The following is a 26773-nucleotide window of genomic DNA, read 5'->3' on the forward strand; positions in this document are numbered from 1 at the left end:
TGACGACGCGTCAGGCATGTGTCGGGGGGAACCCGGGGGGGCGCCGGGCTTGGGCGCGGCCCGCCATCCGCCGCCGTGCCGGCTGCTGGAGAATGGGGACATGAGCATCGTCAAGATCAACGTACTCACCGTTCCCGAAGAGCAGCGCGAGACGCTGGAGAAGCGGTTCGCCTCCCGTGCCGGGACCGTGGACAGCTCGGACGGGTTCGAGTGGTTCGAGCTGCTGCGTCCGGTGGAGGGCACCGACTCCTACCTCGTCTACACGCGCTGGCGCGCCGAGGAGGACTTCCAGAACTGGATGTCCGGCCGCGGCCAGGCCGCCCACCGCGACAGCGCCGCCGCCGGTGGCGGCGAGCGCCCAAAGCCCGCCGCGACGGACTCGACCCTGTGGACCTTCGAGGTGGTCCAGCAGGCCGCCCCCAAGCAGGGCTGACACGGGCGGTTGCGCGGACCGGGGCCGGTCGCGGGCAGCGCTGTCCAGAGGCCGGTCGGGGGCGACTCGGGGCGGGGCCTGCTTCGGGTGGCTCGGGGCGGGGCCCGCTGCGGGTGGCTCGGATCAACGCTGGCTGCGGGCTGCGCGGATCAAGGCCAGCCGCGGGCGACTCGGGTCAAGGCCGGTCGTGGGCCGCGTGAGTGAGGGTCGGTCGCGGGTCGGCGCGGGTCAAGGCCGGTCGCGGTCGGCCGGTTCAGGGTCGGCGCGGGGCAGGCCGTTTACCCGCGGCGCGGGGCAGGGCCGGTTGCGGGCAGCACTGTTCAGAAGCCGGTCGCGGGCGACTCGGGGCCGGGCCCGCTGCGGATGGCTCGGGCCAAGGCCGGTCGCGGGCCGCGCGAGTGAGGGCCGGTCGAGGGTCGGCGCAGGTCAATGCCAGTGGCGGTCGGCCGGTTCAAGGCCATTTACCCGCGGCGCGGGTCCGAGCCGGTTGCGGGCAGCGCAGGTCAAGGCCAGCCGCAGGCGACTCGGGTCAAAGCCGGCCGCGAGCCGCACGAGTGAGGAGCGGTCGCGGGTCGGCGCCGGTCAAGGCCGGTCGCGGAAGGCCGGCTCAGGGCCGGTCGAAGGTCGGCGCAAACCAGGTCATTCACCCGCTCCACGGGTCAGAGCCGGTTGCGGGCAGCCCAGGTCAAGGCCAGCCGCAGGCGACTCTGGTCGCAGCCGGCCGCGAGCCGTGCGAGTGACGGCCGGTCGCCGGTCGGCGCGGGCCAGGCCGTTTATGTCAAGGTCGGTGGCGGGTGGCTGTGATGAACGCTGTGATGAGGGCGGGGTCCTTGACTCCGCGGCTCCGTTCCACGCCGCTGGAGACGTCTACGCCCCAGGGTGAGGTGGCGGTGACGGCGGCGCCAACGTTGTCCGGGGTTAGGCCGCCGGCGAGGAGCCACTTCTCCCCCGGAGCGGCCAGGGGTTTGGTCGACCAGTCCCAGGCGATGCCGGAGCCGGGGACGGGGGCGTCGAGGAGGAGGATGTCCTCGCCCATGTCCCCGTGGCGCGGGGCGGGGTCGCCGAAGGCCGCGGCGCGGATCAGTGTCCAGCCGGCCGTCGCGAGGTCGTCGTAATAGGCGCGGTCCTCGGGGCCGTGCAGTTGGACGGCACGGATCCCCGAGTCGGTGGCCAGGGACCGTACGTCCCGCAGGGGCTCGTCGCGGAAGACACCGACCGTCAGGACGTTCTCCGGCACACGGGCGCACAGCCGCGCCGCCGTGGCCGTGTCGATGCGGCGCGGGCTGGCCGAGAAGACGAAGCCGATCGCGTCGGCGCCCGCCTCGACGGCCGTGTCGACGTCCCGCTCGGTCTTCAGGCCACAGATCTTGATGAAGAGGGAGCTGCTCACCCCCTCAGCCTGCCGTATGCGGGGCCGATCGCGCGGCGTTGGGTGCCGTCCCGTACCGGGGCAGCCACCACCGGTTGTGGAGATCCGGCCGAACGGCCGCGACATGATCCGCTCTTCTGGCCATTCCCCGTCCCGTTGAGCTAGAAATTCTCCGAACTCACATTGACCAGTGGGTTCTTGGTGTCACACCAGCCCGAGGGGAAGCACGAAGTGACAACGCACGATCATGTCCCGCCCGGCCGAGACGGCCGAGACGGCCGACCGACGCACCGGCTCAGATTCAGGTCCGGTTCCGGGGCGCGGAACGGCCTCACCCGCCTGAGGATCGCCGCGGCCGCGGTGACCGCACTCGTCGTCGCCGGGTCGGGGGCCCAGGCGACGGCCGCCCAGCAGGACCCGACGGCAGCGGCCGCCTCGAAGGGCTCGCTGCCGACACCGCCCGTGCCGTCCCTCTCCTGGACCGACTGCCAGGGCGGCTTCGAATGCGCGAACGCCGACGTGCCGCTGGACTACCGGGCCCCGGACGGCCGCAAGATCACCCTGGCGGTGATCCGCAAGAAGGCCGCCGATCAGACGAAGCGCAAGGGCACGCTCTTCATGCAGCCCGGCGGACCGGGCAACTCCGGCGTGGACTTCGTCCGCGGCAACTACGACGACCTGCCGGCCGCCCTGCGCGACTCGTTCGACGTCTTCGGATACGACGTACGAGGCGTCGCGCGCAGCTCGGCGCTCGAATGCTGGGACGACACGCGGTACACCAAGGCCGTCACCGACGCGAAGGGCGCCCCGGGCCCCGACGCCTTCGGCCCGGCCCTGCGCGAGGCCGCCGAGTTCAACCAGGCCTGCACGGACAAGTCGGCCGACCTGCTGCCGTTCGTGGGCACCGAGTACGTCGCCCGTGACATCGACCTGCTCCGCCAGGCCCTGGGCGAGGAGCAACTCACCTACTACGGACGGTCGTTCGGCACGTACATCGGTACGGTCTACGCCGCGCTCTTCCCGAAGCGGGTGCGCGCCCTGGCGCTCGACGGGGCGTACGACCCGGTGCACTACGCCAACCGGCCGTACTCCTACGACAAGCCCCAGTACCTGGCCCTGGACGGCGCGATGAGCCGCTTCCTCGACTGGTGCAAGGCCGACCAGGCCACCTGCGGGTTCGGTGACGGCGACCCCCGGGCCGCGTTCGAGAAGCTCAAGCGCGACCTGGACGCCAACCCGGTGCCGACCGCGAGCGGCGGGCTGGCCAACGGCTACACCCTGGTCTACCGGCTGATGTTCAACATCAACGAGGGCAAGGTCATCTGGCCCGCGTTCGGCGAGGCCCTGCGCAAGGCCCAGCAGCGCGACAACACCTCGTTCCTGCTGCGTCCGCCGTCCCCGGGCAGCTTCGACTTCCTGGTCCCGAACGTGGTCGTCGAGTGCGTCGACAGGGACTACCCGCGTGACCAGGCCCTGCTGAAGCGGAACGTCACGGCCTACGCCAAGGCGGCACCGCTGCTCGGCCCGGCCATGGCCTTCGGCCCGCCGACCTACGACCACCAGCACGCCACGGCCTGCACCCAGTGGCCCGGCGAGCGCGTCAGCCGCTACGACGGCTCCTACCGTGCCAAGGGCTCCAAGCCGATCCTGGTCCTCGGCACCACCGGCGACCCGGACACCCCCTACCAGGACGCGGTGGCTCTGTCCCGGCAGCTCGACAACGCCTCGCTGCTCACGTTCAAGGCGGAGGGACACACCGCCTTCGGGCGGAGCGTCTGCGCGACGGACGCGGTCACGGGCTACCTGGTCGACCTGAAGGTTCCGGCCAAGGGCGCGACCTGCGCGGACGAGACCCAGCCGCCGACCGTCACACCCAAGGTGGCCCCGCCCGGCACGACGCTCGGCGAGCTCCGCAACGGCGTCAACGAGCGCCTCGACCGGCTCGGCTCCCTGCGCTGAGCCACTCGGTGGACCTACGCTGACCGACACCGATCGACGCCAGGGGCGTCGGGCCCTTCCCGGCCCGGCGCCCCTGGCGCGTCAATATCTGTGCCCGCGAAGTAAGAAATGAACACGACGCGCGATGAACATTCCTTCCTCGACAGGCAGAGCAGAATTATCCTCCGCACACGCCCGACCGCAGCGTGCTACTCTCGATCTCAGTTGCAGTTGTGGTTCCCGAAATCTTGAAGACGGGGCGATCATCACGGCGACTCGGATTTCACAGGTTGTGGATTCCGACGCACCCCCGAAGGAGATTTGACATGGCTGCAGGCACCGTGAAGTGGTTCAACGCGGAAAAGGGCTTCGGCTTCATCGAGCAGGACGGCGGCGGCGCCGACGTCTTCGCCCACTACTCGAACATCGCCGCCCAGGGCTTCCGCGAGCTGCAGGAGGGCCAGAAGGTCACCTTCGACATCGCCCAGGGCCAGAAGGGCCCGACGGCCGAGAACATCGTTCCCGCCTGACGCTGACGCGTACTTCGCAGCTGGGGCCCGCACCTTGGGGTGCGGGCCCCAGCTCGCTGCATTCCAGAAAACCCGCACGATCCCGCTCCTCGGGAATGCTCGGACCGACGCTCCGGTTGACATACTGCCGGACCCTCTGGAACGGAATACCCGGCACTGCCGCCGGAATATCGCCCCGCACTTCAGCGACGTATCCCGCGAGCATTCTCCGCCGATCCGATTCGGCCCCCCATTCTCTTCGGCTTCTCTTCGGCTCGTTCTTGCAATTCTCTGCGCTGCTCATTTGCTGCGGGAATTCCTTGATACGTGCCTCATCAAGGAAGGTTCCGCATGAACCGCACACGCACGAACGACCGCTTCTCCCGTACCCGTTCGGGTGGGTCCACCCGTTCGGGAGGATCCGCCCGCACGGGCGGCTCGGGCTCCGGAAGGGGCGGCGGCTACTCCGGTGGCTACTCCAGTGGCTCGCGCCGCTCCGAGGGCGGCTACAGCCGTCAACGGTCCGCGCCGCAGGGCGAGTTCGCACTGCCGGTGACGACCACCCCCGCGCTGCCCGCCGTCGAGGCGTTCGCCGAGCTGGACATGCCGGCGCAGCTGCTGGCCGCGCTCGGCCGGGAGGGCGTGACCGTGCCGTTCCCGATCCAGGCGGCGACCCTGCCGAACTCACTCGCGGGCCGTGACGTACTGGGCCGTGGCCGCACCGGCTCCGGCAAGACCCTCGCGTTCGGTCTCGCACTTCTCGCCCGTACGGCGGGACTGCGCGCCGAGCCGAGGCAGCCGCTTGCGCTCGTCCTCGTACCCACCCGCGAGCTGGCGCAGCAGGTCACCGACGCGCTGACCCCGTACGCCCGTTCCGTGTCGCTGCGGCTCGCCACCGTGGTCGGCGGGATGCCGATCGGGCGGCAGGCCGGTGCGCTGCGTGCCGGTGCCGAGGTCGTCGTCGCGACGCCGGGCCGGCTCAAGGACCTCATCGAGCGCGGCGACTGCCGCCTGGGCCAGGTCGCCATCACCGTCCTCGACGAGGCCGACCAGATGGCCGACATGGGCTTCATGCCCCAGGTCACCGAACTGCTCAACCAGGTGCGGCCCGAGGGCCAGCGGATGCTGTTCTCGGCCACGCTCGACCGCAACGTCGACCTGCTGGTCCGCCGCTACCTGGCCGACCCGGTGGTCCACTCCGTCGACCCGTCCCAGGGCGCGGTCACCACGATGGAGCACCACGTCCTCCATGTGCACGGCGCGGACAAGCACCGGACGACCACCGAGATCGCGGCGCGCGACGGCCGGGTGATCATGTTCCTGGACACCAAGCACGCGGTGGACCGGCTGACCGAGCACCTGCTGAACAGCGGCGTCCGGGCAGCCGCCCTGCACGGCGGCAAGTCCCAGCCGCAGCGCACGCGGACGCTGACCCAGTTCAAGACGGGGCACGTCACGGTGCTGGTGGCGACCAATGTCGCGGCCCGCGGCATCCACGTCGACAACCTCGACCTGGTCGTCAACGTCGACCCGCCCAGCGACCACAAGGACTACCTGCACCGCGGAGGCCGTACGGCCCGCGCGGGCGAGTCCGGCAGCGTCGTCACGCTGGTGACCCCCAACCAGCGCCGCGACATGAGCCGGCTGATGGCCGCCGCCGGCATCACCCCGCAGACCACTCAAGTGCGTTCGGGCGAGGCGGAGTTGAACCGCATCACGGGCGCGCAGGCTCCCTCGGGCGTGCCGGTCGTCATCACCGCTCCGGTCGTGGACCGGCCGCGGCGCGGCGCCTCCTCCTCGTCCCGGGGCCGCCGGGGCCGTACGGGCGGCAAGGGCCGCTCGACCGGCGAGGCCCGCCGCACTCCGCAGCGCCCGTCCGCCACCGGTGCGGCGGCCTAGGTCCTGTCGTCGTCTTCCCGTCGCTCGCCGGAAGGGCGGTCCGGGCCGCGTCCGGTACGCGCTCCCGGCGGGCAGTGGGAGAGTGTGCCGGGCGTCGCCCGGCGTTCTCGCGCCTTCCCGCTGATCGTCCCCCGGCCGGCCGGCCCGGTCCCCCTCGTCTTTCTTCTCCCCCCTCCCCACCCCTCCTTTCCCTGTGAGGCATCATGCGCTGCGTCATCGCCCGGTTCCCGTTCGACCTCGACAAGAGCGGGGTCCTGGACTCGATGAAGGGCGTCAAGCCCGAGGCCATCACGGGCGAGTCCGTGATCATCGGCCGCCGCCACTACCCGGTCAAGCAGGTGGGCGAGATCATCACCCGGCAGGACCGCCGCGACTTCACCAGCGGAGAGGTCGTACGGGCCATGACCCGGCTCGGCTTCACCTGCCAGGCCGGTCCCGCGCCCGAGCCCGCACCGGTCGCCGCCACACCGCTCCAGACCGCGTCGGCCCTGCTCGGCAGCCCGGCCCCTTCCCCGGCCCCCCTGGGCCTGTGACGGCCGGCGCGAGCCGACACCAGGACGTACCACTCCCCGGCTGACACCGGGAACAACGATGAGGGCCCTGCCGACGCGCGTCGGCAGGGCCCTCATCGTTGTTTGCGGAGCGTCTCGCTCTTGCGGAGCGTGTCGGGTACGGCGGTTCAGTGGTCGGAATAGCTGACGTCGCCCACGGTCCAGGCGCTGACGTCCTCGATCGCGACGCGGTACATCCCGCCCGTCTCGGGAATCCCGATGTTGCCCTGGAGGATCCGGGCGAGGTGGAAGTGCAGATACGCGGGTGGGCCGCCACGGTCGCCGTCCCCGGGGCCGCCACCCGCTGCCGGCTCGGCGCCGAAGACGGCGGAGAACGGGCCCAGGCGGTCCGAATCGTTCAGGACCTCCGACACCCGCTCCCTCCACACGGCTTCCGGAGCGAGCCGGCCGGTGATGACGGCACCGCCGACCACCACGGTCAGCGACATCTGATTGCTCTGCCCGGACTCCACGAGGGCGGAGATGTCCACGAGGAGCCGGTCGGGGTTCGTCATGGAAGCCGAGTCTATTCAGCGGTCCGCCCGGCCTCACCCGCACGGCCCCGCCCCGGCCCCGCCAGGTGACACCCGCCTCCGCCCCGGCGTCACCTGGTGTTACCGGCCGTCACCGCGGACCGCAGAATACCTACGCCTCAAGCGAACCGAAATCTACTCTCGCCAGAGTAGACATTGGCCTGCGTCGTGGTTAGTGTTTCTCTCGTAGACAAGGTCGAGAGAGACCCGGCAGACACGAACTGGCGGGTAGAAGACGACAGTTCCACCACAGGTCCCGAGGAAGAACGGAGGGAGCAGACGCCATCAGGATCGCCCGGCCAGGGCATCATCCGGCCGGGTACCGCAAGACCCCGGAATGGAAGGTGGTTCCCGGTCACGCATTCGCGATCCCCGCATACCCGCCCGTCTCCCGGGCCGGACCGCGGAAACAGAAGGTCGGCGCAGCAGTAGAGCCGACAGATGGTGTTCAATTTCCTTCGGGGCCCTGGTGCCGTACGGCACCAGGGCCCCTCGACGCGTTGGTCAACGAGGTGACATGACAGCAGATACTCCGCTCAGCGGTCGTCTGGACGACGACGACTACCCCGCGTACACGATGGGCCGGGCAGCCGAAATGCTCGGCACCACCCCGGGTTTCCTCCGGGCCATCGGCGAGGCACGGCTGATCACTCCGCTCCGCTCCGAAGGCGGACACCGGCGGTACTCCCGCTACCAGCTACGGATCGCCGCGCGCGCCCGCGAACTCGTCGACCAGGGAACCCCTGTCGAAGCCGCCTGCCGCATCGTCATCCTTGAGGACCAGCTCGAGGAAGCACAGCGCATCAACGCCGAGTACCGCCGCGCCGCGAAGGAGACGTCCGAGTCTCCCGAGACGTCCGCCTGAGTACGTCGGCACACTCACGACCGAGTACACCGACGCCGACGCGGACCGGCCGGTGCTGGTGCCGGTGCCGGTGCCGGTGCGCCGGAGGGGGTCAGGTGCCGGAGTGCCCGGTGTCGGCGGCGTTCACGGGGGTCCTCTCGGAGGCGGGCTCGCGGAGGATGCGGGTCAGGTCGTCCGGAGCCGCCGCTTGTGCTCTGACCGCATAGGTTCGCCGGGCCGGCCGGCGAACCCGATCGAGGCGCACTTCGGACCGGTGAGGCAGTTCACCATCGCCAACTCCCACCACCCCGACCACACCGTGCGGACCCGGGCCCGGCACGCCTACCTGCGCTGGCGCAACGCCAACGCCCGCCACCGCGACGTCCTGGCCGCCGAACGCAAGGAACGCGCCCGCACCCGCAGCGAGAAGGGCATCCGCTGGGGAGGACGGACCGCGCCGGCCGCATGAGGATCCGGCCGGCGCGGCTCAGCCCTGGCGACAGCGGGCAATGAGCTGTGAACCCTCAGCGGTGAGCAACTGCGGAATGAGCCGACGCAGCGCAGCCGCATGCTGACGGACTCGCTTGAGCGTCGCTCGCCGGGTCGAGGCCGAGCCGGGAACGTCCTGAGCGGGACCGCATCCGCTCACGACATACAACTCGTCCAGCCATACTCCCCTGGACCTCACGCCGTTCGATGCGACCGGGGCGACCAGCGTCGTCACCACGGGCTCGTGCCCGTCAAGGAACCAGACCTCCACGTCCAGGCCGACGCCGTGGAAGAGAAGTCCATTGTCAGTCTGCTCCGGGCCCGAAAAGCCGGCGTCCTCGACCAGGAACGCGAACTCAACGCCCACCTCCGCCCGGAATGCCTCGGCCGGATCCCCCCGATTCCCCATTCTCCGATACTCCGAGATCGTCAGCGTCGGCGGAAGACCCGAACCCGGTGAACCTTCGCGGTCACAGCACGAGACGGACGGGGGAGCCGGCGTCGTCGAGTTCGGCGATGTGCCGACATGGGTGCCGAAGCCGTACGGGTTGTAGTCGGTGGTCTCCAGAAAGCGGGCGGCCAGGAACACGCCGCCCTCGCCCTCGTCCTCGTTCCTCCTCCCCGGCGAACGCGCCGCCGCGACCCCCTCTCGCCACTCCCGTCACTCCGGTCGCCTCGATCTCCACACCACCGACACCACCGAAACTGACGACCGGTTACGGGCTTACGGGCCCGTCAGATGTCGAACTCCTTGTCGCGGGTTTCCGGGAGGGCGAGCAGGCACAGGAGGCTCAGCAGGCAGAGGGTGCCGGTGTAGAAGCCGAGGACCAGTGGTGATTCCCAGTGGCTGTTCAGCCAGGTGGCGACGAGTGGGGCGAAGCCGCCGCCGAGGGTGTTGGCGAGGATGAAGGCCGCGGAGGCGCCGGTGTAGCGCAGCCGGGCCGGGAACAGCTCCGGGAGGAAGGCCGCCACCGGGGAGAACATCAGCGCGAGGAACATCAGGCCGACCGTGTACGCGCCGGTGATCACCAGCCCGTTGCGCGAACTCAGGGACGCGTACATGGGCACCGCCCACACCACGCAGCCGACGGCTCCGGTCAGCATCACCGGGCGCCGGCCGATCCGGTCGGACAGCCTGGCGACGGGGAGGGTGATGGCGATTCCGGCCGCCGCGCCGATACTCGCGGCCGTCAGCATCGTGTTCTGGGGGATGCCGAGTTCCTTCGGCCCGTACGAGATGCTGTAGACGATCGTCAGGTAGTAGACGGCCGAGCCGCCGATCGCCGCGCCCGTGCCGAGCAGCACCCGGCCGGGGTACCGCTTGAGCAGTGTGACCAGCGGAAAGCGGGATGCCGTCGGGGGTTCCGGGCGCGGCTGTCCCGTACGGTCGGCGGCCGTCGCGCTGAACACCGGCGACTCCGAGACCGTCGTACGCACCCACAGGCCGATCACGACGAGCACGGTGCTGAGCAGGAACGGGATGCGCCAGGCCCAGTCGACGAAGCCGTCCCGGCCCACGATGTTCAGGGTGGGCAGGATGACCGCGGTGGAGAGCAGGAAGCCGAGCGAGGGGCCGGCCTGCGGGATGGACGCGTACAGCGCGCGGCGGCCCGGCGGCGCGTGTTCCGCGGCGAGCAGTACCGCCCCACCCCATTCGCCGCCCATGCTGACGCCCTGGAGCAGACGGAGCGTCACCAGCAGTACGGGGGCGAGGAGTCCGGCGGTCTCGTACGTGGGCAGCAGGCCGACGCCGACCGTGGCCACGCCCATCAGCAGGAGCGAGGCGACCAGGGCCCGTCGGCGGCCCAGCCGGTCACCGATCGTGCCGAACAGGACGACACCCAGGGGGCGGGAGAGGAAGGCCGCGGCGAACGTGAGGAACGCGGCCAGGGAGGAGACGGTGGGGTTGCCCGAGGGGAAGAAGGCGGGGCCGAGGACAAGTGCGCTCGCGGTGCCGTACACCGCGAAGTCGTAGTACTCGATCGTGGTGCCGACCAGGCTGGCGACGGCGACCCGTGGGGCCTCGGTCTTCGCCGCCGGCGGAGGGGACGCGGCCGGTCTTGGGCCGACGGTCACGGGAGCGGTCTTGGACGGTAAATCAGGCATGGGGAGTCACTTCCGGTACGCCCGGGCCACACGGTCCGGGTGCAGATGGGGGGGACGGCCTCGCATGAAACACGTTCCGGAGCGCGCCTGTCACCCTAAGCCCGGAAATTCAATTTCGACAAGGAAGCCCGAAAGAAAAGCCGCCCGCGGGAATTGCCTGGCATTTACACGTGACATCCGTAGGAAAGCGCCCGATGCGGCCATGCGCGGGGGCAGACCTCCTCAATGCGCATAGAGCACACCACACCCGCCACCTCGTCATTTGCCGCCCAACACCCCACGAACAGCACCCTCCCGTGGCGTCAACCCCGTCATACCTGTCAAATCGCTGTCAATATTCATTCCCGATCCCACATAAAAATTTGCCGGTGATCACGCCTTGCCAACGGCTGATTACGCGTGAATGCTGATGACCGACTGAACTTGAAAGTTCTACGACCATCGTTTTTCGGACATGGAGACCGCAACAGGATGTCGCGGTTCGGCTTTCTTAAATGCGGCCTCCGGGCTGGGAAGGCGCATTACCCATGCTGAAAACTGGCAAGCTATTACGCTTGAGAAGACTTTCGCTCGCGGGTGACGACCGGCACCTGCTCGTACCGCTCGACCACAGCGTTTCGGACGGCCCGATCGTCCCCGCCGACAAGTGGGACGACCTGCTGCGCGCCCTGGTGGCCGGCGGGGCCGACGGGATCATCGTCCACAAGGGGCGGGCGAGCGCCTTCCCGCCGGACATCCTGAAGAGCTGCGCCCTGGTGGTGCACCTGAGCGCCAGCACCGCCCGCTCCGCCGACGTCCACGCCAAGGTGCTGGTCGCCGACGTCGAGGAGGCGCTGCGGCTCGGCGCCGACGCGGTCAGCGTCCACGTGAACATCGGCTCGGACACCGAGGCCCAGCAGCTCGCCGACCTGGGGGCGGTGGCCCGTTCCTGCGACGCGTGGGGCATGCCGCTGATCGCGATGGTCTACCCCCGCGGCCCCCGCATCGAGGACCCGCGCGACCCCGCCCTCCTCGCCCATCTCGCCAACGTCGCCGCCGACCTGGGCGCGGACATGGTGAAGACCTCCGTCGCCCTGCCGATCGACCGGATGGCCGAGGTCGTGGCCAACAGCCCGATCCCCGTGCTCGCGGCCGGCGGTCCGCCTGACGGCTCCGACCTGGTCGAGTACGGGGCCGCCGTGATGGCCACCGGCTGCCGGGGCCTTGCCATCGGCCGCCGGATCTTCTCGGCCCCCTCGCCCGCCGCGCTGGTGTCCCGGCTCTCCGCGGTCGTGCACGGCGGCGGCAGCGGCAGCGGCATCACAGATGACATGAGCATGCCTAAATATTCGACGATCGTGGCAGGAGTCGCATGAGGTTCGCATGGATCGATCTCCGTGAGGTCCCCCGTCCGCAGCTCCAGGCGGTGGTCGACGCGGCCGTCCACAGCCGGATGGCCGGAGTCGTGGCCACCGACGCCGAGTTCCTCGGGACGCTGCCGCCGACTGTCACCCGGGTGCTGGTCACGGGGGCCGGGGGCACGGCCGCCACGAAGAAGCCCGGGGACAGGCCCGGTGACAGGGCCGGTGACAGGCCCGGGGCGAGGCCCGGCGACAAGGAGGTGAAGGGTTCCGGGGGTGCGCAGGACACCAACCTGCCCTCCGGGAAGGGTAGTTCCCCGGCCGGCAGCGGAAACGTCACGGGAACCGTCACCGGAGCCGCCTCCGGACCCGCCGGACCCGCCGGACCCGCCGCCGGAATCGACCTCCTGCTGCGGAAGTTCGGCACCCAGGAGGAGCTGGACGCCCTCGCCGCGGACAACCAGGCCGGCGGTGGGACTGGCGGCACCGGAGGCACCAGTGGCACGCCCGCCGCCGGATTCATAGACGTACGGGACGACCGCACCCTGACGCTGTCCTGCGCGGGCGCCATGGCGTTGCCGTACACCGTCATCCACTTCGCCGACCCGACCAAGATCCCGCTGGAGATCGTGCTCGCCGCGGCAGAGTCCGCCGAGGGCAAGCTGGTGACCGTCGTCGACGGCCTGGAGGAGGCGGCCATCGTCTTCGACGTCCTCGAACGCGGCTCGGACGGCATCCTGTTCACGCCCCGCAGCGCCGACGAAGTCTTCGCGCTGGCACGGCTGTTGGAGGCCACGACCCCCCAACTGGAGCTGTCCACGCTGACCGTGGAGAGCATCCGGCACGTCGGGCTCGGCGACCGGGTCTGCGTGGACACCTGCTCGCACTTCGAGGAGGACGAGGGCATCCTCGTCGGCTCGTACTCCTCCGGGTTCGTGCTCTGCTGCAGCGAGACACACCCGCTGCCGTACATGCCGACCAGGCCGTTCCGGGTCAACGCCGGTGCCCTGCACTCGTACACGCTCGGGCCCTACAATCGCACCAGCTACCTCAGCGAGGTCGGTTCCGGCAGTGTCCTGCTCGGGGTCGGCGCCGACGGCCGTACCCGGCGGGTCGTGGTCGGCCGCGCCAAGCTGGAGTCCCGGCCGCTGCTTGAGATCCGCACCCACGCCGAGGACGGACGGCTGGTCAGTCTGACCGTGCAGGACGACTGGCACGTACGGGTGCTCGGCCCGGGCGGGAAGGTCCTCAACGTCACCGAACTGCGGACGGGCGACGAACTCCTCGGCTATCTGGCCACGGACAAGCGCCATGTGGGCCTGCCCATCGGCGAGTTCTGCAAGGAGGTCTGATGGGCGGCGGCCTGAAAGACCCCCGGAGAGGCCCGCTGAGAGACCCCCTCAAGGACAGAGGCAGAGACAGAGACACAGTCAGCGATCACCCGTCCGGTGGTCCCGTGGACGTCGACGGGATGGGTTCTCTGGTCCGGCGGCTGCTCGATGCGCGGGACGACGCTCTGCCGTATCTGACGCATCAACAGGAGACCATCACCCGCGGCGAGTTACGGGAGCGGGTGGCCAAGCAGGCTGCCGTGTTCGCCGGGTTCGGTATCGGGCCGGGCAGCGCCGTCGGTCTGCGGACTCCGCCCAGCTTCACCCAGGTCGAGGTGCTGCTCGCACTGTGGCGGCTGGGCGCCCAGGTGATGCTCTTCGACTTCCGGCTCAAACCGGCCGAGGTGGCGGCCCTCTGCGCGTCCTGCCGGCCGCAGTTCATGGTCCGGGCGGGCTCCAACGTCCAGGCGACGTTCGGCTTCCGGCCCGAGTACGAGGTCGTCACCGAGTGCCGCGGAACGGGACGGCCGGCCGCCACCGGGCACCGGCTTGTCCAGTTCAGCTCCGGCTCCACCGGGCGGCCCAAGGTGATCGGCAGGACCGCCGCCTCGCTCGCCGCCGAGGTGGACCGGTTCGCCGGCATCGGCGGAATGCCGGGCGAGGGCGACCGCGTACTGCTGCTCAGTTCGACAGCGCACAGCTTCGGCCTGGTCGCCGGGCTGCTGCACTCCCTGGCGGCCGGCGTCTCCGTCGTCTTCGCACCCCGGATCTCCGCCCGCGACCTCCTGCGGACCGCGGTGGACCACCGGGTCACCGCCGTGTTCGGGGTGCCGATGCACTACGAACTGCTCGCGGCCGCCATCGATCCCCCCGAACTGCCCGACCTGCGGGTCGCGGTGTCCGGCGGCGAACTGATGCCGCCGGACGTCGCCGCCCGGTTCACCGAGCGGTACGGGGTGCCGGTCGGCGAGTCCTACGGCACCACCGAGAGCGGTGTGGTCGCCATGGACGTCGGCGGCACGCTGCGGCCGTCGGTCGGCCCGGCCGCACCGGGCATGGTCGTACGGGTGCGGCAGGGCGAACTGGACGTCGCCCTCGACGAGTCGCCCTACCTCTTCGACTCCGGCGGTACGCAGTACGCCGACGGCTGGCTGCGTACGCGGGACCGGGCCTCGGTCGACGACAGCGGGGCGGTGCGGGTGCATGGCCGTGCCGACTCGCTCGTCGTGATCGGCGGTCTCAAGGTGGATCTCACCGAGGTCGAGAACGTGTTGCGGGGGCATCCTGCGGTTGAGCAGGCGGTCGTGGTTCACGAGGGCGTGACCGAGGCGTATGTCGTGACGGCTGCCGTGGCTTCCTCCGAGGAGTTGCTGCGGTGGTGTCGGGAGCGGCTCGCCGACTACAAGTTGCCCCGGGTGGTTCGGCTGTTGGATGCGTTGCCTCGTACGTCCAACGGGAAGCTTGTTCGCCAGCCCACGTTGTTGCGTGAACGCGCTGTCGGGTGAGGCGGGGTAGCTCCCGTTGATCGTTGGCCGCGGGCCCGTTGTGGCTTGTCGCGCAGTTCCCCGCGCCCCTGAAGGGGCGCCCGTGCTGCGCCGGAATACACCTTTCGCGATCCTTCACATGGAGACATCCATCATGAGTACGTCTGTCTTGGAAGACGAGATCCGTGAGTTCGTTCTTGGCACCGTCATCGACGAGATGAACATCCTGATGAGCCGTGACGGCATCACCGACGAGAGTCCGGTGACCGTCGGGGGGCTGGATCTGGACTCGTTGAGTCTGATCGAGCTCACGTTGCGGCTGGAGACGCGGTTCGGTGTGGAGATACCGGACACCGACATCGAGCCCCTCGCCTCGCTGACCCTCGGCTCCCTCGTCGCCGAGATCGTCCGACGCGGTGCGAAGGCATGAGTACGGGGGCCACGGCGAGCGACGCACGCGAGGGCGAACCCGCGCCCACGCCCACGCCCACGCTCTCGCCCCTCACCGTCGACACCGTCCGTGAGCTGCTGGCGGACCGCAAGATCTTTCCCGGCGTGCCCGACGAGCTCGGTGCGGACACCGAACTGATCCTGGATTCCCTGGGGTTGGTGTGGCTGCTGCACGTGGTGGAGGAGCGGTTCGGGCTGGTCGTCGAGCCCAGCTACGAGGACATCGCCGGGTTCACCTCTCTGCGGCGGCTCACCGACTATCTGTGCGCCGCGCAGACGGACCAGGCCGTCCGCCGTGAAGGGGGTGGTCCCCGTGAGCGGTGAGGTGACCGTCACCGGGTTCGGTGTGCGTACCGCGTTCGGTATGGGGGGCGATGCCTTGCGGCGGGGGGTTTTTGCGGGGGTTCCGTCGTTCACGGCTACGACCCGGTTCGATACCGGGCCTTACCGTACGGCGATGGCGGGGGCTGCGGCTGATGGGCCCGGGGGTGTTGAGGGCTGGGCCCTGCGGCATGCGCTTGCAGAGTGTGGGGACGAAGCCCTTGCCATGGCGGGGCTCGGCGCGGGTGCGGAGGCTGCCGTTCTGCTCGGTGTGGCCGGGGATCACACGAGTGTGACTCGGTATTGGCGGGGCGCCGGGTCGGATGCTGGCTGCGGGTCCGTTGTGGCTGGTCGCGCAGTTCCCCGCGCCCCTGAAAAGCAGCCGGTGCGCGGGAGCTCCGTGGGCGCAGAGTCGGTTGCCGATGCCGTTCCCGCCACCGGCTCACGGCGAGTTGCCGACACCTTCCCCGCCACCGGCTCTCAGCGAGTTGCCGACGCCGTGCCCGCTCGGCTGGCCGAACTCCTGGCCAGGGAACTCGGGTTGGTCGGGACCCGGCTCACCTTCACCAATGCCTGTGTCGCCTCTGCTGCCGCGATCATTCATGGCTGTCGGCTGATTTCCTCCGGGCGGATCGATGTGGCCGTCTGTGGGGGCGGGTATCTGGTGGAGGAGGAGACGTTCGGGAAGTTCGACTCCGGGCGGGCGCTGTCGCGGGACGGGATGGTGCGGCCGTTCAGCGTGGACCGGAGTGGGCTGTTGCTCGGCGACGGTGTGGCGGTCGTCGTGCTGGAGTCCGCCGAGCATGCCCGGCGGCGCGGGGCCCGGCCGCTGGCGGGCGTGGTGGGCTGGGGCGCGGCCTCGGACGCCCACCACATCGCCCAGCCGCACCCGGAGGGTGTCGGGCTCGCCCGCGCGACACGGCAGGCGATGCGGCTCGTCGGCGACCCGGACGGGGCCACCCTCGACTACGTCAACGCCCATGGCACCGGCACCAAGTACAACGACGGGGCCGAGACCCGAGGGCTGCGGGCCGCCTTCCCCGAGCGGGCCGAGTCGATACCGGTCAGCTCGACCAAGAGCACCACCGGCCATCTCCTGGAGGCGGCGGGCGTCGTGGAGTTCGTGATCACGATGCTGGCCCTGACGGACGGCGTACTGCCGCCGACCGCCGGATTCACCGCGCCCGACCCGGAGTGCGACCTCGACTACGTGCCGAACGAGCCGCGCCCGGCCGACCTCCGCCGGGCCCTCACCGTCAACGCCGCCTTCGGGGGCGCCAACACCGCACTCGTCCTGGAGCGGCCGTGACCCCGACCGAGAACACCACGAACACGAACACGAACACCAAGACCACGGCCGGGAACACCCGCAAGCCCGTGCTGCGTACGCCCCTCGGCATCCTCTCCACGGCCACCGCCACCCACGGCACCGGGCGGGACGGCGACATCCCGCTGCCGAGACTCCCCGGCTTCGTGGAGTCGGCCTTCAGCCCGCTCGCGTACGAGGCCGCCCGGCAGTGCCTCGCCGAACGGCCCGAGGACGGGGCGCGTACCGCGGTGGCACTGGCGAGTACGACCGGTGACACCACCACCGCGGATCTGGCCAGCCGGCGGATGGTCTCCGGGCGGGTCCACAACCCGCTGCTGTTCATGCAGGCCACCCCCAACTCCGTACTGGGCTATCTGAGCCGGGAGTTCGGGATCACCGGGCAGATGTTCAGCCTCTCCACCCTCGACGACCCGGTGACCGAACTGCTCTCCATGGCCGACCTTCTCCTGGAGGACCCGGAGGTGGACCGGGTCCTGGTGGTGGGCGTCGAACTGGGCGGCGGCGAGCGGCTGGCCGCCGTGTACGACGAACTGGCCGACAGCCACGGTCATCCGGCCCCGGCCCCGGTCCCGGCCCTTCCCCCGGACGCCGGACTCGCGGCGGCCGTCCTGCTCGGCCGCCCCGGCACCGGAACACCGGTCTCGGTCCGGTCGGCAGAGGCGTACGAGAGCGACGGCGGCACCAGCGCCGACGGGACCGGCACACGCGTGCGTCCCGGCAGCATCCAGAGCCTGTTCGACCTGGTCGGCCTCCACCGGCGACTGCTGCGGGAGGGCGGCAGCCAGGTCCTGGTGACCGACCCGCGCGCGCCCGCGTTCCTCCTCACCGCCGACACCGCCGACACCGCCGGCACAGAGGCAACGACCATCGCAAGGAACGAGACGGAGACCCATGCTCATCAGTAGACAGGAGCGGGCGCGGATCTGCTCCGACACCGAACTCGGCGCCGGCAACGTACTGGAGCGCCTGACCGCGTACGGCCGGCCGCTCGACGAACCCGTGCTGTGGACGGACGGCGGCTGGCGAGCGCCGGACGGCAGCCGGCCCGAGACACTGACGCTCGGACAGCTGAACGAGGCGGTCGAGACGTACGCGGGCTGGTACGCCGCCCAGGGTGTGCGGCCCCGCGACCCGGTCGCCGTCCACTCCTACTCCAGTACCGAGTTCGCGGTGAACTTCCTGGCGCTGACGGCTCTCGGTGCCGTCCCGTCGTTCGTCAACGGCAATCTGCCTCCGGAAACCGCCCGGGAGTACGTACGCCGGCAGGGCGCGGTCGGCGCCTTCACGGACCGCGAGCACCATGACGTGCTGGCGCCGGTGGAGGGAGCGGAGTCGACGGAGGGGCTCGGCTTCTGCGTGACCGCCGACGACATCCGCCCGGAGCACCGCGAATTGCTCCCGCCCTCCTATCCGTACCGGCACGACCCCACCGATCCGGTGCTCATCTCGCACTCCTCCGGAACCACCGGTATGCCCAAGGGAGTTCCGCACACCCACCGGACGCTGATGTACGCGCAGGTGCACCGGCTCCGCTACTCCACCGGCACCGACATGGCCCGCACGCTGGTGGGGCTGCCTGGCGCGCACAACGCCATGGTGGCGACGCTGCTGTACTGCCTGCTGCTGCGCACGGACATCAAGCTGCTCTCCAGCCAGCGCGGTGCCCAAGTGCTGGACGCCATCGAGGAGTTCGGGCCCACCACCGTGCTGGCCTTCGCCGGGACCTTCGGCGAGATGGCCGCCGAGACGCTGGCGGACCGTGATCTGTCGAGCGTGCAGGTGTGGTTCAACACCGGGGACGCGGCCCACGAGGCGCACATCCGGGCCCTCGTCCAGCACGGCAGCCACCAGACGATGGGCAAGGACCTGCGGCGCGTACGGGTCGAGGGGTCCGTATTCGTGGACGGGCTCGGCTCCTCGGAGGCCGGGTACTCCGTCTTCCACAACCGGCACACCAAGGACACCTCGGCCTACTCGCGCTGTGTCGGCAAGCCGATCAGCTTCGCCGAGGCCGCCGTGCTCGCCGAGGACGGCACCCCGCTGCCGCCCGGCCGGATCGGCCGCCTCGGCCTCAAGTCGCCCACTCTCACGCCCGGTTACTGGAACGACTCGCTGACCTGGAACCGGATGCGGCTGGGCGGCTACTGGCTCACCGGGGACCTCGCCCAGCAGGACGAGGAGGGCAACTTCTACCACCTCGACCGGGCACCGGACGCCGTCCGCACCCGCGACGGGATCCTCTTCAGCACCCGCACCGAGGAACTCCTGCTCCGGGAGCTGCCCGAGCTGGCCGACTGCACGGTCGTCGGGGTGGCCCCCGAGGGCGTACGGGCCGACTGGGACGGCGACGGCGAGGCCGAGGCGTACGCACTGCTCCAACTCGCGGACGAGACCACGGAGAACGAGCCCACAGAGAACGAGACAGCCGAGCACGAGACAGCCAAGCACGACGGCGACGAGGTGTGGACCTCGCGGGTCAACGCCGTTCTCGTACGCGCCGGATTCCCCCCGGTCACCCACGCCCTGCGGATGAAGCCCGACGACGTGGCCAAGGGCGCCACCGGCAAGGTCCTGAAACGCGTGATGCGCGACCGGTTCGCCGTCAGGGGGCAGGTGTGAGTGCCGAGGAGGTCAACCAGCGCGCGCGGACCGTGGAGGCGTACCGGCTGTGGTGGCAGCACGACGCCCACTGGTACCAGGGCGTGGCGAGCCGGTTCGGGCAGCAGGCCGCGAACGAGCTCAACGCGGAGGCGCTGCGCAAGGTCGCCGTCCACGTCGGGCAGCGCGTCGGCCGCCGGTCCGGACCGCTGCCCGGCAGCGGTGACAACGGCAAGGACCTGGAGGAGCTGCGCCGCCGCTACGACGAGTGCGGCGACCGGATGTTCCCGCGGGAGCTGCGCAACGCCTCCACCGAGGTCGAGGACAAATGCGAGGGAGGGGACGGTGGCGCGGGCCTGATCGTGCTCACGCTGCGGCGGAACTTCGCCGTCACCATGGTCCGGATGGCCGGTTCGCTGGAGGGCTACCGGTGCCCGTGCACCGACATCCACGCGGGCTGGTCCGAAGGACTCGGCGTGACCCTGACGGAGAACCGGGCCGAGAGCTGTCTGCGCGACGGCGACAAGGCGTGCCGTCTGCTGATGCGCGTAGCCACTCCTCTCGCCCCTGTCCCCTCCCCCGCAACGGAGGGCTGAGCCGTGCGCGTACTGGTCGCCGGGGCCACCGGCGTGGTCGGACATCCGCTGGTGGGAGCGTTGCGGGCGCGGGGTCATGAAGTGAGCGCGCTGGTACGGGAGGAGTCCCGGGCCCGGGCTCCGGAGGCCGACGCGGTCGTGGTCGCCGACGCCCTGGACCGGGAGGGCCTGCTGTCCGCGGTGTCGGCCGCCCGGCCCGAGGTGGTCGTCCACCAGATGACGGCCTTGCGGCTGCTGCCCGCCGACCCCGTGGAGGCCTTCGCACTGACCGCGCGGCTGCGGACCGAGGGGACCGCCCATCTCGTCGCGGCGGCCCGTGCGGCCGGTGCGCGGCGGCTGGTCGCGCAGTCCGTCGCCTTCGCCGCCGCCCCGGCCGGGGACCCGGTCCTCGACGAGGACGCGCCGCTGTACGTGGACGCCCCGGACGCCGGCTGGGCCGCCACCGTACGGGCCGTCGCCGAGCTGGAGCGGCAGGTCCTGGGCGGAGGTCCGGACCTCGCGGGCGTGGTGCTGCGGTACGGCACGCTGTACGGGCCCGGCACCGGGTACGCCCGTATCGGCGGGACCGGCCAACGGGTGTTGACCGGGAAGTTCCCGCTGCCCGAGGGCGGGGCCGGGATCACCTCGTTCGTGCATGTGGTGGACGCCGTGGGGGCGGCCGTGGCGGCGGTCGAGTCGGATGTCACCGGCGTCTTCCATGTGACCGACGACGATCCGGCCCCGGCCGCGCAGTGGCTGCCGCACTTCGCCCGCACGCTGGGCGGCCCGCCCCCGCGGACGATTCCGGCGGCACTCGCGCCCCGGCTCCTCGGCTGGTTCATGGCCCACCAGCTCACCGCGGCACGGGGCGCGGCGAACGACCGGGCCCGTACGGAACTGGGCTGGAAGCCGCTGCGGCCGAGCTGGCGCGACGGGCTGGGCCGGGAATGACCGGCCCCGGTGACGTCATCAGTTTGTGCGTGATCGGAGCCGGTCCGCGCGGCCTCTCGGTCCTGGAGCGGATCTGCGCCAACGCGGACCGGGCCGCCCGCCCGGTCGCCGTCCACCTCGTCGACCCGTACCCGCCAGGCGCGGGCGCGGTGTGGCGTACCGACCAGCCGGCCGAGCTGCTGATGAACACGGTCGCCTCCCAGGTGACCCTGTTCACCGACGACAGCGTGGCCTGCGCGGGGCCGTCCGTTCCGGGGCCGAGTCTCTACGAGTGGGCGCGCGCCCTGCGGCCCGAGGCGTACCCGGACCGGGTTCTGGAGGAGGCGCGGCGGCTCGGCCCGGACACCTATCCGACCCGCGCCTTCCACGGCCACTACCTGGAGTGGGTCTTCCGGCATCTCTTACGCACCGCCCCTCCCGGGGTGACGGTCCACACGCACCGGGCGACCGCGGTCGCGCTGGCGGACACCCCGGACGGGCGGCAGACGGTGACGCTGGCGGACGGCGGCCGGCTGACCGGGCTGGACTCGGTGGTGCTGGCGCTCGGCCACGGCGGCCTGACCCCGAGCCCGGAGGAGCGTGCGCTGGGCGCCTTCGCCGACCGGCACGGCTCGCTCTACGTGCGGCCCGCCAACCCGGCCGACGCCGACCTGAGCCGGATCGCCCCGGGCACACCGGTCGCCCTGCGCGGCCTGGGGCTGAACTTCTTCGACTGCGTGGCGCTGCTCACCGAGGGGCGCGGCGGCACCTTCAAGGAGAGCGAGTCCGGCCTGGTGTACCTGCCGAGCGGCAACGAGCCTGTGCTGTACGCCGGTTCGCGGCGCGGGGTCCCGTACCACGCACGCGGCGAGAACGAGAAGGGCGCGCTCGGCCGCCACCACCCCCGCTTCCTGACCCCCGAGGTCATCGCCGGGCTGCGGCGGCGGGCGGACGACGGTCACCCCGTCTCCTTCCGCGACGACATCTGGCCGCTGATCGACCGTGAGGTGCGGACCGTCTACGGCGAGGCGTGGATCGACCGGTACGGGGTGCCGCCCGCCGAGCCGTGGGACTGGCGGCGGATCGAACGGCCCTACGGCGACCGGGACTTCACCGGCCGCGACGACTTCCGGCACTGGCTGCTGGAGTACCTGCGGCGGGATGTTGCCGAGGCCCGGCTGGGCAATGTGAGCGGGCCGGTGAAGGCCGCGCTGGACGCACTGCGGGACCTGCGCAACGAGATCCGGCTGGTGGTCGACCACGGCGGGGTGTCCGGCGCGTCCTACCGGGCCGAACTGGACGGCTGGTACACGCCGTTGAACGCCTACACGTCGATCGGCCCGCCCGCCTTCCGCATCGAGCAGCTGATCGCGCTGATCGAGGCCGAGGTGGTGCATGTGCTCGGCCCGGGGACGCGCGTACGGCCCTCCGCGCGCGACGGCGGTTTCCTCGTGGACGCGGAGCAGGTGCCCGAAGCCCCGGTGCCGGTCCGCGCGCTCGTCGAGGCGCGGCTGCCCGTCGTCGATCTGCGGCGGAGCGCCGATCCCCTGCTGCGGGGGCTGCTGGCGGCCGGTGACTGCGTCCCGTACCGGCTGGGCGGACAGGAGACGGGCGGCCTCGCGGTGACCAGAAACCCGCCCCGGCTGGTGGACGCGGCCGGCCGGGCACACCCGCGCCGGTTCGCCTTCGGGGTGCCGACGGAGGGGGTGCGCTGGGTGACGGCGGTCGGCATCAGGCCGGGCGTCGGCTCGGTGACGCTGGAGGACTCGGACGCGATCGCTCGGGCGGCGCTGAGCCTGGAGGACGCCGAAATACCGGCACCCCCAAGTGATTTGACGATACGTCACATACCAGACGAAGAAAGGCGAGGAGCGTGAACGTGATGTCCGTGGGTACCGACGCGGGCCTGCTCGCCCCCACCTGGGCGGGTACGCCCGCGGCCGCCGAGGTGACCGACGAGGCGTGGCTGCAGGCCATGCTGGACGCCGAAGTGGCCCTGGCCCGGGCGCAGTACGCGGTCGGACTGACCCCCGCCGCCGCGGTACGGGCGATCGCCTCGGTGGCCCGTGCGGACCGGCTGGACCTGGTCGCCCTGGCCCACGCGGCCCGGGCCGCAGCCAACCCGGTGGTCGCGCTGGTGACGGCGTTCACAGAGGTGGTCGCCGCCAAGGGCGCGGCCGCCGCCGAGTACGTACACCGGGGGTCGACCAGCCAGGACATCCTCGACTCGGCGGTCATGCTGGTCGCCCGCAGGGTGCTCGGACTGATCGCCGCCGACCTGGAACGCACCGGCGCCGCCCTGGCCGCGCTGGCCGACACCCACCGCCGTACCGTGCTCGCCGGTCGGACCCTGGCCCAGCACGCGGTGCCCACCACCTTCGGTCTCAAGGCGGCGGGCTGGCTCCAGTTGGTCGGCGACGCCCTGGTCCGGGTTCGGGCCGTCGCCGCCGCGCTCCCGGCCCAGTTGGGGGGAGCGGCCGGGACGCTCGCCGCCTACCGCGAGTACGCCCTGCTGGACCGCGGGCAGGACGGGAGTGACGGGGGCGGGGGCCGGGAGCCGGTCGGCGGCGAGGGTGGAGTCGAGTTGCTCCGCCCCTTCGCCGAGGCGCTGGGGCTGGCCGAGCCGGTGCTGCCGTGGCACACCGTGCGTACGCCCGTCGCGGAGGTGGGGGCGGTACTCCAGCTGGTCACGGGCGCGCTCGGCAAGTTCGCGCTCGACGTGCAGACCCTGTCCCGTACGGAGATCGGTGAGGTGTCCGAGCCCGCGGCCGCCGGACGCGGGGCCTCCTCGGCGATGCCGCAGAAGCGCAATCCCGCGCTCGCCACGCTGATCGTGTCGGCCGCCCGTCAGGTGCCCGCCCATGCGCTCGTACTGGCCCAGTGTCTGCTGGCCGAGGACGAGCGGCCCGCCGGGGCGTGGCACGCCGAATGGCAGCCGCTGCGGGAGGCGTTGCGGCTGGCGGGCGGGGCCGCGCACACCGCCGTCGAACTCGCCGAGGGGCTGGTCGTCCACCCGGAGCGGATGCTGGCCAACCTCGAACTGACCGGGGGCGCCCTCGTGACCGAGCGGCTGACGGTGGTGCTGGCCCCGGCGTTCGGCAAGGCGCGGGCGAAGAAGCTGCTGACCGCCGCGTCCGCCGAGGTGGCCGACACCGGGCGCCCACTCGCCGAGGTACTGGCCCAACACCCCGAACTCTCCGCCCTGTTCACCCCCGACCGGCTGTCGGAACTGCTCGACCCGGCCCACTACACGGGCGCGGCCGACGCACTGGTCGACCGGGCGCTGGGCCGGTACGCGCATGACGCGGATCTCGACGACAAGGGAGGCAGCCGATGACCACCGCGAACCGGGCGGAGGAGGAGGCGGGGGAGAAGGCCGTCCCGTCCCGGTCCTGGCCCGTTCTCCTGGTCGTGGTCTGCGCCCAGATGCTGATCTGGCTGGACACCTCGGTCCTCAACGTCGCCGTCACCACGCTCGCCGACCCGGTCGACGGCCTGGGCGCGACCCCCGCCGAACTGGAGTGGGTGGCGAGCGCCTACACCCTGGTCTTCGCCGGCACGCTCTTCGCGGGCGGCGCGCTGGCCGACCGTTTCGGCCCCCGGAACACCCTCGTCGCGGGGCTCGCGCTGTTCGGCGCGGCCTCCGGCGCGGGCGCCTTCGCCACGAGTCCCGCCTGGCTGATCGTGGCGCGTGCCGTCATGGGCGCGGGCAGCGCGCTGCTGATGCCGGCGACCCTCTCGGTCATCGTGCAGAGCACTCCGGAGGAGAAGCGCACCCGGGCGATCGCGATCTGGAGTTCGTCCAGCGGTCTCGGGGTGGCCGTCGGCCCGGTCGTGGGCGGGTCGCTGCTCAGCCACTTCTGGTGGGGCTCGGTGTTCCTGGTCAACGTGCCGATCGTGGCCCTGTGCATGGCCGGAGTGGTAGCCGTCGTACCGGAGTTGAAGGGGCCCCGGCGCCGGGTGCTCGATCTGCCCGGCCTCGCCCTGTCGGTGCTCGGTCTCGGCGGCGTGGTTTTCGGAGTCATCGAACTCGGCAACGGGCAGATCTGGTACGGCCCGTACGTGCTGCTCCCGCTCCTCCTCGGCTGCGCGCTGCTCGCCGCCTTCGTCGCCGGTCAGCGCAGGTCACCCGCGCCCAGCCTGGATCTGCGGCTGTTCCGGCAGCCGGGGTTCACGGCGGGGAGCGTGGTGCTGCTGATCGCGTTCATGGCACTGGCCGGGCACCTCTTCTACGCGGCCTTCTACTTGCAGGGGCCGCGCGGGCTCTCCCCCGCCGACGCCGGAACGGTCATGATCGCCGCGGCCGTCGGCATCGTCCTGGGAAGTCAGGCGTCCCCCGCGCTGAGCCGGCTGCTCTCGGCCCGGTGGACGGTCGCGGCCGGGGTCCTGGCCACGGCGGCCACGTACGTCGGTTATCTGTGGTTCGACGGACGGACCCCCGTCCTGACCGTCGCCGCGCTGCTGTGGGTGCAGGGGTTCGGGATGGGCCTGGTCGGTACGCCGGTCACGGCCGTGATGATGAGCGGAGTGCCGCCACATCTCGCGGGCGCCGGGTCGGCCGTCAACAGCGTCACCCGGCAGGTGGGCGGGACGCTCGGTGTGGCGATGACCGGCTCGATCCTCTCCGGGGTGTACCGGGAGCGAATGGCGGACGCCGAACTCCCGGACGGGGCAAGGGGGTTGACGCCGGAGGTCGTGGAACAGGCACGCACCTCCGCCGAGGCGGCCCGCTCGCTGGCCGGTTCACTGCGGCTGCCCGAACTGGCGGCCACGGCCGACCGCGCCTTCCTCGACGCCATGTACGCGGCCACGTTCTGGACCGCCGTACTGGCCGTCGTCGGATTCGCGGTGGGCGTCGTGGGACTGCGGACACGGAACGTCGACAGACCAAGTAGTGGCGGAGGCAGGGGAAGTGGGGGCGCCGATGGAACAGGCAACGGGCCGGTCGGTCTTCGTGACCGGGGGGAACCGGGGGATCGGGCTGGCCACGGCCCGCCGCTTCGCGGCGGCGGGGGACCGGGTCACGGTGACGTACCGCGGTGAGGAGCCGCCGCCCGCGACCGCTGGATTCCTCGCCGTACGCTGCGATGTGACGGACAGTCAGCAGGTGGACCTGGCCTTCAAGGTGGCCGAGGCGGCCCACGGTCCGGTCACCGTCCTGGTCGCCAACGCGGGCACCACCCAGGACCGGCTGCTGGTGCGGATGACCGAGGAGGACTTCACCTCCGTCGTCGACACCAACCTCACTGGGGCCTTCCGGGTCGCCCGGCGGGCGATGCGCGGAATGCTGGGCGGGGGCCACGGACGTATCGTGCTGATCTCCTCCACGGCGGCGCTGCACGGCGCCGCCGGGCAGACCAACTACGCGGCGTCGAAGGCGGGTCTGGTCGGTTTCGCCCGGTCGCTGACCCATGAACTCGGGCCCCGGGACATCACCTGCAACGTGGTGGCGCCCGGTCTGACCGAGGCGGACATGAGCCGTGCGCTCACCGAGGAGCAGCGCGGGACCCTGCTGCGGCAGACCCCGGCCGGCCGGCTCGCCCGGCCGGAGGAGGTCGCCGACGCGGTGGCGTTCCTGGTCGGCGCGGGATATGTGCGCGGGGCGGTGATCCCGGTGGACGGGGGTGCGGGGCTGGGCCACTGAGTGACCCTCCCGTCCGCGGCACCGGCACCGGCACCAGCACCAGCACCAACGCCGACGCCGGGGATGACCGCGGCCCCTGCTCCCCGTACCGCACGCGGC

The 26773-nt window shown here is 71.4% G+C and carries 24 protein-coding genes and 1 pseudogene; 21 read left to right on the forward strand and 4 right to left on the reverse strand.

The window, feature by feature from the left end; genetic code table 11:
* Positions 1-100: 100 nt before the first annotated feature.
* Positions 101-433 (forward strand): antibiotic biosynthesis monooxygenase family protein, encoded by a 333-nt coding sequence (locus ACIBEI_RS19715; RefSeq protein ID WP_398890420.1) that lies wholly within the window; start codon positions 101-103, stop codon positions 431-433.
* 778 nt (positions 434-1211) lie between these two features.
* On the opposite strand, the gene ACIBEI_RS19720 is transcribed toward ACIBEI_RS19715, so the two are convergent.
* The gene (locus ACIBEI_RS19720; RefSeq protein WP_398890422.1) at positions 1212-1823 is read right to left on the reverse strand and encodes a phosphoribosylanthranilate isomerase; all 612 of its coding nucleotides are present in this window, start codon (positions 1821-1823) and stop codon (positions 1212-1214) included.
* A 339-nt stretch (positions 1824-2162) separates the two neighbouring features.
* Here ACIBEI_RS19720 and ACIBEI_RS19725 point away from each other — a divergent pair, with 339 nt between their 5' ends.
* The 4 genes from ACIBEI_RS19725 to ACIBEI_RS19740 all read left to right on the forward strand — a co-directional run bounded on the left by ACIBEI_RS19725 (position 2163) and on the right by ACIBEI_RS19740 (position 6681).
* Entirely contained in the window at positions 2163-3761 is a 1599-nt protein-coding gene (locus ACIBEI_RS19725; protein ID WP_398890424.1) for an alpha/beta hydrolase, read from the forward strand.
* Between the two features lie 305 nt (positions 3762-4066).
* Positions 4067-4270 carry a cold-shock protein gene (locus ACIBEI_RS19730; RefSeq protein WP_055611897.1) on the forward strand — a complete coding sequence of 68 codons (204 nt, stop codon included), beginning with the start codon at positions 4067-4069 and terminating at the stop codon, positions 4268-4270.
* Between the two features lie 330 nt (positions 4271-4600).
* Positions 4601-6148, forward strand: a complete 1548-nt coding sequence (locus ACIBEI_RS19735) for a DEAD/DEAH box helicase (protein WP_398890426.1) — start codon at positions 4601-4603, stop codon at positions 6146-6148.
* A 203-nt stretch (positions 6149-6351) separates the two neighbouring features.
* Positions 6352-6681: an SCO5918 family protein gene (locus ACIBEI_RS19740; protein WP_398890428.1), complete on the forward strand. Its 330-nt coding sequence runs from the start codon at positions 6352-6354 to the stop codon at positions 6679-6681.
* 146 nt (positions 6682-6827) lie between these two features.
* Here ACIBEI_RS19740 and ACIBEI_RS19745 read toward each other — a convergent pair whose 3' ends face one another.
* The gene (locus ACIBEI_RS19745) at positions 6828-7214 is read right to left on the reverse strand and encodes a hypothetical protein (RefSeq protein ID WP_398890430.1); all 387 of its coding nucleotides are present in this window, start codon (positions 7212-7214) and stop codon (positions 6828-6830) included.
* A gap of 535 nt (positions 7215-7749) precedes the next feature.
* Here ACIBEI_RS19745 and ACIBEI_RS19750 point away from each other — a divergent pair.
* Entirely contained in the window at positions 7750-8097 is a 348-nt protein-coding gene (locus tag ACIBEI_RS19750) for a MerR family transcriptional regulator (RefSeq protein WP_398890432.1), read from the forward strand.
* 223 nt (positions 8098-8320) lie between these two features.
* A pseudogene (locus ACIBEI_RS19755) lies at positions 8321-8545 on the forward strand (IS630 family transposase); the annotation flags it as partial.
* An 18-nt stretch (positions 8546-8563) separates the two neighbouring features.
* Here ACIBEI_RS19755 and ACIBEI_RS19760 read toward each other — a convergent pair.
* Positions 8564-9154: a hypothetical protein gene (locus tag ACIBEI_RS19760; RefSeq protein WP_398890434.1), complete on the reverse strand. Its 591-nt coding sequence runs from the start codon at positions 9152-9154 to the stop codon at positions 8564-8566.
* Positions 9155-9300: 146 nt separating this feature from the next.
* Positions 9301-10671 carry an MFS transporter gene (locus ACIBEI_RS19765; RefSeq protein WP_398890436.1) on the reverse strand — a complete coding sequence of 457 codons (1371 nt, stop codon included), beginning with the start codon at positions 10669-10671 and terminating at the stop codon, positions 9301-9303.
* Positions 10672-11198: 527 nt separating this feature from the next.
* Here ACIBEI_RS19765 and ACIBEI_RS19770 point away from each other — a divergent pair.
* From ACIBEI_RS19770 to ACIBEI_RS19835, 14 genes are all read left to right on the forward strand, one after another.
* Entirely contained in the window at positions 11199-12026 is an 828-nt protein-coding gene (locus ACIBEI_RS19770; protein ID WP_398890438.1) for a 2-amino-3,7-dideoxy-D-threo-hept-6-ulosonate synthase, read from the forward strand.
* The gene (locus ACIBEI_RS19775) at positions 12023-13363 is read left to right on the forward strand and encodes a 3-dehydroquinate synthase II family protein (protein ID WP_398890440.1); all 1341 of its coding nucleotides are present in this window, start codon (positions 12023-12025) and stop codon (positions 13361-13363) included. Before ACIBEI_RS19770 ends, ACIBEI_RS19775 begins: the two co-directional genes overlap by 4 nt.
* Positions 13364-13482: 119 nt before the next feature.
* The gene (locus ACIBEI_RS19780) at positions 13483-14847 is read left to right on the forward strand and encodes a class I adenylate-forming enzyme family protein (protein WP_398890839.1); all 1365 of its coding nucleotides are present in this window, start codon (positions 13483-13485) and stop codon (positions 14845-14847) included.
* Between the two features lie 133 nt (positions 14848-14980).
* Positions 14981-15256 (forward strand): acyl carrier protein, encoded by a 276-nt coding sequence (locus ACIBEI_RS19785; protein WP_189843965.1) that lies wholly within the window; start codon positions 14981-14983, stop codon positions 15254-15256.
* Complete coding sequence (locus ACIBEI_RS19790) at positions 15253-15600, forward strand: acyl carrier protein (RefSeq protein WP_398890443.1); 348 nt, start codon at positions 15253-15255, stop codon at positions 15598-15600. Before ACIBEI_RS19785 ends, ACIBEI_RS19790 begins: the two co-directional genes overlap by 4 nt.
* Complete coding sequence (locus ACIBEI_RS19795; RefSeq protein WP_398890445.1) at positions 15590-16906, forward strand: beta-ketoacyl-[acyl-carrier-protein] synthase family protein; 1317 nt, start codon at positions 15590-15592, stop codon at positions 16904-16906. Before ACIBEI_RS19790 ends, ACIBEI_RS19795 begins: the two co-directional genes overlap by 11 nt.
* Positions 16903-17832: a hypothetical protein gene (locus tag ACIBEI_RS19800; protein WP_398890447.1), complete on the forward strand. Its 930-nt coding sequence runs from the start codon at positions 16903-16905 to the stop codon at positions 17830-17832. The genes ACIBEI_RS19795 and ACIBEI_RS19800 overlap by 4 nt, the downstream gene beginning before the upstream one ends.
* Positions 17819-19546, forward strand: a complete 1728-nt coding sequence (locus tag ACIBEI_RS19805; RefSeq protein WP_398890449.1) for a class I adenylate-forming enzyme family protein — start codon at positions 17819-17821, stop codon at positions 19544-19546. Before ACIBEI_RS19800 ends, ACIBEI_RS19805 begins: the two co-directional genes overlap by 14 nt.
* A complete protein-coding gene (locus ACIBEI_RS19810) occupies positions 19543-20121 on the forward strand; it encodes a hypothetical protein (RefSeq protein ID WP_398890451.1) in 579 nt (192 codons plus the stop codon). The genes ACIBEI_RS19805 and ACIBEI_RS19810 overlap by 4 nt, the downstream gene beginning before the upstream one ends.
* Positions 20122-20124: 3 nt before the next feature.
* A complete protein-coding gene (locus ACIBEI_RS19815) occupies positions 20125-21051 on the forward strand; it encodes an NAD-dependent epimerase/dehydratase family protein (RefSeq protein WP_398890453.1) in 927 nt (308 codons plus the stop codon).
* Complete coding sequence (locus ACIBEI_RS19820; RefSeq protein ID WP_398890455.1) at positions 21048-22907, forward strand: FAD/NAD(P)-binding protein; 1860 nt, start codon at positions 21048-21050, stop codon at positions 22905-22907. Before ACIBEI_RS19815 ends, ACIBEI_RS19820 begins: the two co-directional genes overlap by 4 nt.
* A gap of 5 nt (positions 22908-22912) precedes the next feature.
* Positions 22913-24367, forward strand: coding sequence for an adenylosuccinate lyase family protein (locus tag ACIBEI_RS19825; protein WP_398890457.1), 1455 nt, complete (start codon positions 22913-22915; stop codon positions 24365-24367).
* Positions 24364-26073: an MFS transporter gene (locus ACIBEI_RS19830; protein ID WP_398890459.1), complete on the forward strand. Its 1710-nt coding sequence runs from the start codon at positions 24364-24366 to the stop codon at positions 26071-26073. The genes ACIBEI_RS19825 and ACIBEI_RS19830 overlap by 4 nt, the downstream gene beginning before the upstream one ends.
* Positions 25955-26674, forward strand: a complete 720-nt coding sequence (locus ACIBEI_RS19835; protein ID WP_398890461.1) for an SDR family oxidoreductase — start codon at positions 25955-25957, stop codon at positions 26672-26674. Before ACIBEI_RS19830 ends, ACIBEI_RS19835 begins: the two co-directional genes overlap by 119 nt.
* The last annotated feature ends 99 nt before the right edge of the window (positions 26675-26773 follow it).

The organism is Streptomyces sp. NPDC050988, assembly GCF_044456225.1.
Taxonomy (GTDB): domain Bacteria; phylum Actinomycetota; class Actinomycetes; order Streptomycetales; family Streptomycetaceae; genus Streptomyces.